Source organism: Acinetobacter sp. PC34 (assembly GCF_051789135.1).
In the GTDB taxonomy this organism is placed as follows: domain Bacteria; phylum Pseudomonadota; class Gammaproteobacteria; order Pseudomonadales; family Moraxellaceae; genus Acinetobacter; species Acinetobacter johnsonii.
Genome location: NZ_CP196664.1, coordinates 2600497 through 2612064 on the forward strand (window position 1 = coordinate 2600497; position 11568 = coordinate 2612064).

The 11568-nt window shown below is 45.0% G+C and carries 10 protein-coding genes; 1 reads left to right on the top strand and 9 read right to left on the bottom strand.

The window, feature by feature from the left end:
• Positions 1 to 12 precede the first annotated feature (12 nt).
• From pcaD to ACSC9N_RS12710, 5 genes are all read right to left on the bottom strand, one after another.
• Positions 13 to 789 (bottom strand): 3-oxoadipate enol-lactonase, encoded by a 777-nt coding sequence (gene pcaD / locus ACSC9N_RS12690; protein WP_058952535.1) that lies wholly within the window; start codon positions 787 to 789, stop codon positions 13 to 15.
• 8 nt (positions 790 to 797) lie between these two features.
• Positions 798 to 2153 (bottom strand): 3-carboxy-cis,cis-muconate cycloisomerase, encoded by a 1356-nt coding sequence (pcaB, locus tag ACSC9N_RS12695; RefSeq protein ID WP_058952219.1) that lies wholly within the window; start codon positions 2151 to 2153, stop codon positions 798 to 800.
• A gap of 22 nt (positions 2154 to 2175) precedes the next feature.
• Positions 2176 to 3381 carry a 3-oxoadipyl-CoA thiolase gene (gene pcaF / locus ACSC9N_RS12700; protein ID WP_058952220.1) on the bottom strand — a complete coding sequence of 402 codons (1206 nt, stop codon included), beginning with the start codon at positions 3379 to 3381 and terminating at the stop codon, positions 2176 to 2178.
• A 117-nt stretch (positions 3382 to 3498) separates the two neighbouring features.
• Entirely contained in the window at positions 3499 to 4155 is a 657-nt protein-coding gene (locus ACSC9N_RS12705; RefSeq protein WP_058952221.1) for a 3-oxoacid CoA-transferase subunit B, read from the bottom strand.
• A 13-nt stretch (positions 4156 to 4168) separates the two neighbouring features.
• Positions 4169 to 4849 carry a 3-oxoacid CoA-transferase subunit A gene (locus ACSC9N_RS12710; protein ID WP_058952222.1) on the bottom strand — a complete coding sequence of 227 codons (681 nt, stop codon included), beginning with the start codon at positions 4847 to 4849 and terminating at the stop codon, positions 4169 to 4171.
• A gap of 279 nt (positions 4850 to 5128) precedes the next feature.
• On the opposite strand from ACSC9N_RS12710, the gene pcaU reads away from it, so the two are divergent.
• Positions 5129 to 5953 carry an IclR family transcriptional regulator PcaU gene (gene pcaU / locus ACSC9N_RS12715; protein ID WP_058952223.1) on the top strand — a complete coding sequence of 275 codons (825 nt, stop codon included), beginning with the start codon at positions 5129 to 5131 and terminating at the stop codon, positions 5951 to 5953.
• Positions 5954 to 6032: 79 nt separating this feature from the next.
• Here pcaU and alr read toward each other — a convergent pair whose 3' ends face one another.
• From alr to astB, 4 genes are all read right to left on the bottom strand, one after another.
• A complete protein-coding gene (alr, locus tag ACSC9N_RS12720; protein ID WP_228141100.1) occupies positions 6033 to 7232 on the bottom strand; it encodes an alanine racemase in 1200 nt (399 codons plus the stop codon).
• Positions 7233 to 7315: 83 nt separating this feature from the next.
• Positions 7316 to 8815: an amino acid permease gene (locus tag ACSC9N_RS12725; RefSeq protein ID WP_058952225.1), complete on the bottom strand. Its 1500-nt coding sequence runs from the start codon at positions 8813 to 8815 to the stop codon at positions 7316 to 7318.
• A gap of 403 nt (positions 8816 to 9218) precedes the next feature.
• Entirely contained in the window at positions 9219 to 10196 is a 978-nt protein-coding gene (gene astE, locus ACSC9N_RS12730) for a succinylglutamate desuccinylase (protein ID WP_058952226.1), read from the bottom strand.
• A 21-nt stretch (positions 10197 to 10217) separates the two neighbouring features.
• The gene (astB, locus tag ACSC9N_RS12735) at positions 10218 to 11558 is read right to left on the bottom strand and encodes an N-succinylarginine dihydrolase (protein ID WP_058952227.1); all 1341 of its coding nucleotides are present in this window, start codon (positions 11556 to 11558) and stop codon (positions 10218 to 10220) included.
• Positions 11559 to 11568: the final 10 nt, after the last annotated feature.

Here is an 11568-nt window from a genome sequence, read left to right on the forward strand (position 1 = left end):
AAAATCCTTAAACTATTGAATCGATTCAATAAACTGACTCAGGGTTTGATTAAACAACTCGGGCTGCTCAATATTGGAAAGATGCGATGCATCAATCACCGCGAGTTCACTCTTTTGAATCTGTTGTTGCATGAAAATGCCATCATCAACTGTCGTTACAGGATCCAAAGCCCCTGCAATTACTAAAGTTGGAATGTGAATATTCTGAATCTCGTTGCTCAAATCGGCTTGTGCCAATGCACGGCAAGATTCTGCATAACCCAATGCTGGCGTAGTCGCTAAAGACTGAATGGTGCGCTGCGCCAAAGCATCGTGTTGATAATCAAACTGTTCGCTGAACCAACGTGTATGTGTTGTCGCGACCAAATCTGCCAAACCATTTTCAATCACGGCATCGGCACGCGTATTCCATCCTTCTTCATTCCAGATTTTGGCTGCTGAGTTGGCCACGGTAATGCTATGAAAACGATCTGCATGGTGAATACCGAGCCATAAAGCGGTCATGCCGCCCATCGAAATGCCGCAGAAATGCGCTTTTTCAATGTTTAAACCATCAAGAATATCAATCACATCTTCTGCAAGATTTTGTACAGTGGTTTGCTCAATCACATCGCTTTTCCCATGACCACGGGTGTCATAGGTCACTACTTTAAACTGCTGTTCAAAGGTAGCAACTTGTGGCTGCCACATGCCTTGATCGGTACCGAGTGAATTTGAAAATACAATCACAGGCGCATTGTCTTGCCCACTGATCGCAACGGATAAAGTCTTGCCTTGACGATTGGTCATCGTGATATTCACTTTGCCTCTCCTTTTGCCTCTTGCAACACCGCATCAATCTGGTCTTGAATATTGCCAAGATAAGATTCGGGTTTAAAAATTTCTGAAATCTGAGCTACGCTGAATAAGTCTTTAACTTGATCCAATTCAGCAATCACATCTCTTAAGTGCACGCCTTTTGCAACAGCTGTTTTACACGCGTCCTCTACCAAATGATGAGCCTGTAAACGTCCGATGTGTGGCGCCAATGCCATCATGACCGCTTCTGCCATGATCAAACCCTGTGTGCAAGCTAAATTACGTTGCATGTTTTCAGCATTAACTTGCATCCCTTGTAGAACGTCCAAAGTCCGCTCTAAAGCACCTGCACAGAGTTGGAAAATTTCAGGCAATGCCAACCATTCCGCATGCCATCCACCTAGACTACGCTCATGTTCCTGCACCATGCTTTGGTACAAACTTGACATCAGCACAGGCACACGATTGGCTGCTGCCAAAACGGATGCCGCAGCAACAGGATTACGCTTATGTGGCATGGTTGATGAGCCACCACGCCCTTTCGCTGCCGGCTCAAATACTTCTGCAATTTCAGTTTGCATCATCAACGACCAGTCACGTGCCATTTTGCCCAGACCACCTGTCACTATTGCGAGAACACCCGCCACTTCGACAATACGGTCGCGCTCACCATGCCAAGTACAGCTTGGAACTGAAAGTTGTAACTGTGCTGCAAATGCTTGCACAACTGCTGTGCCTTGATTTTGCAAAGATGCCAATGAACCCACTGCACCGCCTAATTGCGCAGTGAACACACGTGATTTCATAGCTTCAATACGGGCTAAATCACGATGAAAAGCCGAAGCCCAACGTGCGAATTTATGCCCCAGCGTAATCGGTAAACCTTGCTGTAACCATGTTCGTCCAATCATCACTTGTGAACGATACTGCTGTACTTGAGCTAAAGCTGCGCGATAACATTCTTGAATTAAAGCTTCAACCTGCGTCATTGCTGCACGGCATTGCAAAATACAGGCGGTATCTAAAATGTCCTGACTAGTTGCACCCCAGTGCACATAGCGCGCAGTATCTTCATCACTTTGTTTCACAATTGCGGTTAATTGCTTTACAAATGGAATCGCAATATTGCCCGCTAAGCCTGTTGCTACAGCCAAAGCATCAAAATCAATCTGATCGAGGGCAGTCTGGGCAACTTGGGAAATTGCTGTTGCTGCAGATTCTGGAATGACACCGACCTGAGCCTGCGATTTTGCCAAGGCAACTTCCGCCTCAATCATGTATGACACCAACGCGCGATCACTGAAAATTTCAGTCACCTCGTTTTGGTAAAATAAGCTGGCATATAACTGGCTCATGATCGCTATCCTTAACTCTGCTTTAAACGCGCTGAATAATCATTGCAATACCTTGACCGACACCAATACACATTGAACACAAGGCATAGGTGCCACCGGTTTGTTCTAATTGATTTAAAGCTGTGGTCACCAAACGTGCACCCGAAGCACCCAATGGATGACCAATCGCAATCGCACCACCATTTGGATTCACTTGAGTCGTGTCATCTGCTAAACCGAGGTCACGGGTAACGGCAAGTGCTTGTGCTGCAAAGGCTTCATTCAGCTCAATCACATCCATCTGCTCGATTGTGAGATTGGCTTGTTTGAGTAACTTTTTGATGGCAGGTGCAGGTGCAAAGCCCATGATGCGCGGTTCTACACCCACTGCTGTTGAAGCAATGATTTTGGCACGTGGTTTAAGTTGGTACTCTTGAATCGCCTGTTCCGAAGCGATCAGTACAGCAGCCGCACCATCATTGATGCCTGACGCGTTTCCCGCGGTGACGGTGCCTTCTGCTGTCACGACTGGCTTGAGTTTCGCCAAAGCTGCTAAGGTGGTAGATGCACGTGGATGTTCATCCGTGTCGACTACGATTGGATCACCCTTACGCTGTGCAATATTCACAGGGATGATTTCATGTTTAAAAAAGCCTTGAGCTTGCGCGGTTGCGGTGCGCTGTTGACTCGTCAAGGCAAACTGGTCTTGATCTGCACGATCAATATTAAATTGTTGTGCCACGTTCTCCGCAGTCTGCGGCATGGTCTCTACACCATACATCGCTTTCAGCTTAGGATTGATAAAACGCCAGCCCATAGTGGTATCTTCAATCTTTTGACTACGGCCATAGGCGGTTTCTGATTTACCCATCACAAACGGTGCACGGGACATACTTTCCACACCGCCTGCGATAATTAAATCCGCTTCGCTGGCTTTAATCGCACGCGCTGCCATGGCAATTGCATCTAGTGATGAACCACATAAACGGTTTACAGTCGTGGCTGGGACTTCAACGGGTAAACCTGCAAGGAGTGCTGACATGCGTCCGACATTACGGTTATCTTCTCCCGCTTGGTTGGCACAGCCATAGATCACGTCATCGACTTGGGTCCAATCCACACTGGGATTACGTTGCATTAAGGCTTGAATCGGCACGGCGCCCAAGTCATCGGCACGCACTGGAGCGAGTCCACCGGCATAACGTCCGAATGGGGTACGGATGGCATCAATAATGTAAGCGTTTTTCATATCTATTCTTCTCTTAATCCTCCCTTAATCCCTCCTTTAAAAAGGAGGGAGACCTACCGCACTTGATGCTAGAGAAGTCCCCCTTTAGCAAAGGGGGATTTAGGGGGATTCAAATCATTAATTCTGTTGTGTCGCATCCACTAAAGTTGCACCGGTCATTGCCTGCAATTCTGCAAAGCTTAGACCGTCGACTTTCTCAATCACTTTTAAACCTTCAGCGGTGACATCAATCACACATAGATCGGTGTAGATACGATCGACACACTTCAAACCTGTCGCTGGGTAGCTCAGTTCAGCCACGATCTTCGGTTCACCCTGTTTGGTGACATGGTCGGTGGTGATAAAGACTTTCTTGGCACCGACGGCTAAGTCCATCGCACCACCGACGGCAGGAATAGCATCGGGTGCACCGGTATGCCAGTTGGCCAAGTCACCATTGGCTGCCACTTGAAAGGCACCTAATACTGCAATATCTAAGTGACCACCCCGCATCATGGCAAAAGAATCCCCATGATGGAAAAAGCTACCGCCTTCGAGCATAGTCACATATTCTTTACCCGCGTTGATCAACTCAGGGTCTTCTTGGCCTTTTTCAGGCGGTGGACCAAAAGCCAATAACCCATTTTCAGAATGTAAGAACACATCTTTGTCTGAAGGCAGGTAGCTGGCAATCTTGGTCGGTAAGCCAATCCCAAGATTGACATACGCACCATCTGGAATATCTTGTGCCACACGTTCTGCAATTTGGTTACGGCTGAGTTTTTGATAGCTCATGATGTTCTCCCGATTACACAGCAACAGGTTCAGGTTGAACCTGCACCACGTGTTGAACAAAAATACCTGCGGTAATGATGTGTTCAGGGTCTAAAGCACCCAAGTCCACCACTTCAGAGACTTGTGCAATGGTTACATCTGCGGCCATGGCCATAATCGGGCCGAAGTTACGTGCCGATTTGCGGTAGACCAAGTTACCCCAACGGTCGCCTTGTTGGGCTTTAATCAAAGCAAAGTCAGCTTTGATTGGATATTCCAGTACATAATCTTTACCATCGATGTGACGGGTTTCTTTGCCTTCTGCCAATAAAGTGCCATAGCCGGTTGGGGTGAACACTGCACCGAGTCCCATACCTGCAGCTTGAATACGACAGGCCAAATTGCCTTGAGGCACCAGTTCCAACTCAATTTTGCCTGCACGATAGAGTTCATCGAAGACCCAAGAGTCGGACTGACGTGGAAACGAACAGATGACTTTTTTCACGGCACCGGCTTTGAGTAGCTTGGCTAAACCATAGTCACCATTACCAGCATTATTGCTAACGATGGTAAGGTCTTTAATGCCGAGTTGAATTAAGCCATCGATCAGTTCCGCAGGTTGTCCTGCAGTACCAAAACCACCAATCATGATGGTTGAGCCGTCGGTGATTTGGGAGAGCACTTCCGCGAGGGATGCCGCGCTTTTATCTATCATTAGATAACTCCATTGTGCATCATGCAAATTTGAAAAGGCGCGGAAAACTAACTTATACTGGAGGATGATTCAGCTAAAACCACATTCCCTAGTTTTTTAGTTCGATTTCCTTATCTGTTCATTTTTTATAATTTCTCCACTTTAGGATAGATAGTGACCATAGGTTTTGTTCGATCATCGAACAAAAAATCTATAGATCGAACAAAACCTGATTATTTCACTCTGATTTCACGTTATAGTAAAAATAATGAATTAATAAAAATCGAAAAAGGGAACATGATGGAAGAAGCAGCCGAGACAAAAGAAAAGCGTCTTCAACACAAAGACAATAAAAAAACTATTCGACATGAAGATTTTGTCGCAGGTATTAGTAAAGGTATGGCTATTCTCGACAGCTTTGGTACTGACCGACATCGTTTAAATATCACTATGGCAGCAGAACGCACAGGCATGACTCGTGCTGCGGCACGACGCCATTTACTCACCCTTGAATATTTAGGCTATTTAGAATCTGATGGTCATTATTTTTATTTAACTCCTAAAATTCTTAAGTTTTCAGGGTCTTACTTAGGTGGAGCACATCTTCCTAAAATTTCACAACCTTTGCTGAATCTGCTCACCAATCAAACCTCACTCATTTTTTCCGTTATGGTTCTAGATGGCTATGAAGCCATTACCATTGCACGCAGTGCCGCGCACCAGCAAACGGATCGCGTCAATCCTTATGGTCTACATTTGGGAAATCGCTTACCTGCACATGCGACATCGGCAGGCAAAATTTTACTGGCCTATCTCGATGATCAGGAACAATGTGAATGGCTGAATCAGTATCCGCTACAACGCCTAACCAAATACACCCATACCAACAATGAAACATTTCTGGCTTTATTGCATGAAACTCGAGAGCAAGGTTGGTGCTATTCATGTGAGGAACATGAATTGGGCGTACATGCCCTTGCCGTTCCGATTTATGGCCAACAGTTAAAAGTGATTGCCGCCTTAAATATTGTTTCCCCTACCATGCGCACAACCAAAGAGTATTTGATTCAACACATACTGCCATTACTACAAGAAACCGCACGCGAACTACGTAATATTCTGTAACTGTGACACCTTCGGCATAACTTTAGTTAATTTCATGCTGTACACACTTCAGCACGTACAGCATTTTCTGTTGAAAATATTATTTCACCACAACTTTCGGATTAGAGTTACCCCACATGGTGTAGACATCTGCCAGCAAAGCGCCATTGTATTCTTCCAAATCACTTTGCTTCACTGTTGCACCCCTTTGTTCGCCAAACAGGACCACTTCATCATTGGCACGAATATCTGGAAAATCAGTGACATCCACCATGGAAGTGTTCATAGAGGTGCGCCCAACTACAGGCACTTTATGCCCACGAATCAACACATAGGCTTTATTACTAAATGCACGTCGATAACCATCTGAGTAACCAAGTGGTAAGTTCGCCAATAGTGAATCACGCTTCAAAGTATACGTTTGGTCATAGCCAACTGTTGTGCCTTTCAAATAGGCATTGACTGTTGCCACTTGAGTTTTAAAGGTCATCAGCTTTTTATATTCAGCTCGATCTGGCAGGCTGTCACCATAAATCACACCGCCTGCACGTACCATATCTAGGTGTGACTCTGGAACCGTCAAGGTCGCAAAAGAATTTGCGGTATGTAAAGTCAGTGCTTCTCGCTTTAATTTGGCTTTTTTAATTATCCAGTCCGTTTGCTGGTTAAAGACCGCCAAACGTTCACGTACATATTTTTCATCTTCCACAGCATAATGCGTCATGATGCCCACCAGCTTTAAATTTAGCAGTTTGGTCATGCGTAGCGCTTGCTGTTTACCTAGTGCACTGTCCAGCTCTAAACCGTTTCGGTCCATACCCCCTGCATTTAAACCCAAATGATACGCAAGGGTTAAACCTTGTTGTTTGGCCCATACTGAGAGGCGCTGTGCTTGTTCATAGTTCCCCAACAACTCTTCCATGTTTAAGGAAGCAGCATTTTGGATTTCTTGATCAGTCGCAGCACGTAGCCTTAATAGGCGCCCCTGATAACCAGACTTGCGCACCATCGCTGCTTCAGCATTACTGGTGATACCAACACAGGGTACATTAAGTTTCATAATACTCGGCATCAACAGTTCAATCCCATGACCATAAGCATCGGCTTTCATGACCGCACAAATCTGGCTTTTGTCCTGTAGCTGCTGTTGTAAGGTCTGAATATTCTGCTCAAAGGTCTGCACATTAATTTCGACCCATGCATTGGCCTGTGGTGCTGCCACTTGTGTCGCTGAAAGATGTGGCGTCAATAACGGTGCGGCAAAACTGCTCTGTATATGTAGTAATCCTGTACCCAACATGCATACCCAAAGTGTCGCTTTTTTCAAAATAAATCCCTCTGCTTTGCGATAAAAATAAAGGAGGAAAACTCCCCCTCTGTTCCTTAATTATTTTCTGGCATTTCATCCTGTTCAATGCGACGACCATGGGTCAAAATCCAGTTACGCTCTGCATATTTTTTCGTTTTATAGTAATAAGCAATACCTAATCCAATAAACCAAAGTGGAGAGAACGCTAACGAAATCATGGTGTCATGATCGAGCGCCAAAATCGCTACCACAAAGATTAAGAACAATAAGGTAAACCATGCCATAAAACGTCCACCCGGCATTTTATACGCTGACTGTTCATGCAGTTCAGGCGCTTTTTTGCGATAAGCCAAGTACGATAAAATAATCATGGCAAAGGTGAAAATACATAAAATCGAGGTGAAGGCTGAAATGATGATAAATGCCGTCATTACATCAGGCACAATGAACAAAATTGAAGTACCTACCACCACACAGAACATCGAGAACATTAAACTCAATACAGGCACTTTGCTTTTCGACAGTCGAGCAAAGCTTTTCGGTGCATCTTTTTCTACCGCTAAACCGAACAACATCCGGCTGGTGGCAAACACCCCACTGTTCGCTGAAGACATGGCAGAGGTGGCCACGACAAAGTTGACAATACTGGCTGCTGCAGGCAAACCAATTAAAGTAAACATTTCAACAAATGGACTCTTGTCTGGTGAAATCTGCGACCAAGAAGTGACTGCGATAATACAAACCAAAGCACCGATATAGAACAATAAAATACGTAATGGAATTGAGTTAATCGCGCGTGGTAAAGCATGATGCGGATCTTTAGTTTCTGCTGCTGTAGTTCCCACCAATTCAATACCGACAAAGGCAAATACCGCAATTTGGAAACCAGCCAAGAAACCCGTTAAACCATAAGGGAACAGTGACTCTTTCTCGACCACATGGGCTAAAGACGCTTTCACACCATCTGGAGAGACAAAACCAATCGTAATCAGATAAACACCGACCAACAGGAACATAATGATCGCGATAATTTTAATTAAAGCAAACCAGAACTCCACTTCACCAAACAGTTTTACCGCAACAAAGTTCAATAAAGTCAAAATGGCAATGGAGGTGAAGGCGGGTATCCATGCGGGGAGATCGGGATACCAAAACTGTGCATAGCCTCCAATCACAATCACATCCGCAATTGCGGTGACAATCCAACTGAGCCAGTACGACCAACCCAAAAAGAACCCTGCCCACGGCCCCAAATAAGCCGTTGCAAAGTCTGCAAAAGATTTGTAATTGGTATTAGAAAGCAGTAGTTCCCCCATCGCACGCATGACGAAGAAGAAGAAGAAGCCAATAATGAGGTAAGTTAAGATGATCGAAGTACCCGACACAGCGAGTGTCTTGCCCGACCCCATAAAAAGACCTGTACCAATCGCACCACCAATCGCAATCATCTGAATATGACGATTGGTCAGTGAGCGTTGCAGTTGTTCTTCCTCAACTGACTCGTAATGATGCCCACCCAGTAAATCACCGTCTAAGGGCTCTTTTTGTTGATGGGTCTGTTTTCCATTCATCATGTTTTTACTCCAATTTACAACCCAATGGGTGTAAATATGGGACTCAGATTTAGATAATTCCTTATTTCATCTCAGTCCAAAATTAAGCTACATATTATTTTTCAATAACATTAATTTTTATTATTCAGCACCACACTATTTATCTCTTTATGGCGGCAAAATAATACTCACACAGGCTGCAAAACCCATGCCTAATTTAATTATTTAATATTAAAAAACAACAATTTAATAAAAACACAACACAAAATCATCCATCGATTATAAGTATCCTTATGATCGACAGATGAAAATATTGAATTAATATTTTTCTCAATATCCATATATTCAATTCCATTGAAAATTAATTTAACGACTTAAGTTCGATAAACCACCATCATCACATTTAATAAATTGACTGAAATCATCAAGCATGAACCTCAGTTAATATCAGCCCAGCTCTTAATCCCTTTTTCACTTGAGTATTCGGAAATAAAATTCGAACCTGATCAGGTGCAGTCACATACGGTTTGCCCTGTTGCAGAGCAATCACTGCATCAGTTTCGAACACGGAAAAATTAGGCGCAGAATCTGCCAAATTAAGCTGGAAGTCATCTTCAGTTTTGATGATCGAATCAACGACTCGAAAAGTTTGAATTGCTTGTTTTTGACGGATAGGTAAGGCCTGCTCACTCACCACGGTGCGAAGCACATGATTAATCGCGGCGAAAGCCGCCAAATCATTTTGGCCAAAGGGTTTGGCATGACCAAGTTCAAGCGTCGAACTGGCTGCTTGAAACTGAGCGCTGCTAAAGTGCGTAAAGGTACGACCTACTGCATTGTGATACACCAAGGCATCCAGTTCCGCAGCTTTTAGGCTGTCCAACATCACCGCATCATAGTCATGGGTTTGATAAGGAAATAAGGCAAAAGTCGGCAACAAAGATGGGCGAATCGCAGTGTGCAAATCATAATGATAGCGTCGCACTTGAGCTGGACTATCATTAAAAAAAGCGGTGACGGTCTGTTCTAAGACCGCCACCCGCTGCGCTTCAACTGTGTCGGTAAATTGTTGATAGGCCCCGCAGAACATGCGGTTCATATCATTTTCAACATAACGTTGCCCTGTGCGAATCGCGATAGGGTTACCTAAAATCAGTAATAACTTCACCTTGAGCTCTAATGCCCCTGCAAACAAATCTTGACTCAACTGCGCCAACAACTCGATTGGCGCAGTTTCATTGCCATGCACACCCGCGGAAAGCACGACCGCTTTTTCATAAGCCTGTTTTGGCGTAAAAGATAAAACACCTTCAGCCAACCACTCCCAACAAAAATCATGCTGTACGCCATGCACTACAGCCGGGACACGTTGTGCTAAAACATCACCTAGAAAATTTATCATCTGCTTTCCCTGCACGATTGCTTAACGTTGGAAGTGATACACCGAACCTAAGTTCAAAATTTGAGTCAACTCATCTAACGCAGTACGGCTTTCAATCAGTAATTGCGGGTCAGCCAAATCTTGCTGCGCCAGCTGGTCACGGTAGTAGTGATCCACCCACGTATTTAAACGGGTAAACAAGGCATCATTCATAAACAGGTTTGGATTGATCGCGTTCAGTTCTGCTTCATTCACCGCCACACGTAAACGTAAACATGCAGGACCACCGCCATTGCGCATACTTTCACGCAGGTCGAAGACTTTGATGTCATCAATCGGCGTACCCATTTGGATCATGTCGTTTAAGTAGCCCCACACTGCTGGGTTTTGATGCGATTCTTCAGGCACCACAATGCTCATCCCGCCATCGGCACGCGTGAGCAATTGGCTATTGAACAAATAAGTATTGACCGCATCTTTCACAGATACACGCTGATCAGGCACTTCAATGGACACAAACTCTTGACCCAAACGCGCCATTTTTTCGCGAATTTCTGCCAACGCTTCCGATTGGTTCAAAAATGCATGCTGATGGTGAAACAAGACGTTTTGGTTACTCACCGCAATCACGTCGTTATGGAAAACGCCTTGGTCAATCACATCGGGATGCTGCTGGACAAAAACGGTTTGTTCCGCTTTGAGTTGGTGTAAACGTGCTACTGCTTCACTCGCCTCACGCGACTGGCGTGCAGGATAGTGTTTCGGACCGATACCACCACCGAGGAACTGCTGACCATAGACAAACACTTGCACGCTGGCTTGGTCATACGCACCGCCTAAACGGTTATGGTTCGCCGCACCTTCATCACCAAACAAAGCCACTTGTGGCAGTGCTTCATGATGGGCGAAGTGACGCTCATCCTTAAACATGGCTGCCATCACGCGTGATGTAGTATCGTGTTCAATAGAACGGTGGAATTTGTTGTTCAAATTTGCCGCAGTAAAATGTACACGACCATCTGCGCTGTCTGCCGACGGTGAAACCGTTGCCGCATTGGCAGTCCACATGCACGATGCAGAACTCAAAGCTGATAATAACGCAGGCGAAGTTCGCATCGCTTGTTCGATGACGCTGTGATCATCACCGCGAAAACCCAATTTGCGCAAAGTCGGCACATGTGGGCGTTCTTGTGGTGCAAATACACCTTGCTTTAAGCCCATGTCGGCCAAAGCTTTCATCTTTAACAGACCTTGCTTGGCAGCCAACTTTGGGTTGGAAAGATTATTTTGATTTTTGGTGGATGCTTCGTTTCCGAATGACAATCCCGCATAGTGATGCGTTGGACCGACTAAACCATCAAAATTAATTTCATAGCCTGACATTTCTAAACTC

Excerpts from the sequence above, each read along its gene's own strand:
- ACSC9N_RS12710 (WP_058952222.1), bottom strand. The coding sequence starts at position 4,849 with ATGATAGATAAAAGCGCGGCATCCCTCGCGGAAGTGCTCTCCCAAATC.
- pcaD (WP_058952535.1), bottom strand. The coding sequence starts at position 789 with ATGACCAATCGTCAAGGCAAGACTTTATCCGTTGCGATCAGTGGGCAA.
- ACSC9N_RS12705 (WP_058952221.1), bottom strand. The coding sequence starts at position 4,155 with ATGAGCTATCAAAAACTCAGCCGTAACCAAATTGCAGAACGTGTGGCA.
- ACSC9N_RS12725 (WP_058952225.1), bottom strand. The coding sequence starts at position 8,815 with ATGATGAATGGAAAACAGACCCATCAACAAAAAGAGCCCTTAGACGGT.
- astB (WP_058952227.1), bottom strand. The coding sequence starts at position 11,558 with ATGTCAGGCTATGAAATTAATTTTGATGGTTTAGTCGGTCCAACGCAT.
- pcaF (WP_058952220.1), bottom strand. The coding sequence starts at position 3,381 with ATGAAAAACGCTTACATTATTGATGCCATCCGTACCCCATTCGGACGT.
- pcaU (WP_058952223.1), top strand. The coding sequence starts at position 5,129 with ATGGAAGAAGCAGCCGAGACAAAAGAAAAGCGTCTTCAACACAAAGAC.
- alr (WP_228141100.1), bottom strand. The coding sequence starts at position 7,232 with ATGTTGGGTACAGGATTACTACATATACAGAGCAGTTTTGCCGCACCG.
- pcaB (WP_058952219.1), bottom strand. The coding sequence starts at position 2,153 with ATGAGCCAGTTATATGCCAGCTTATTTTACCAAAACGAGGTGACTGAA.
- astE (WP_058952226.1), bottom strand. The coding sequence starts at position 10,196 with ATGATAAATTTTCTAGGTGATGTTTTAGCACAACGTGTCCCGGCTGTA.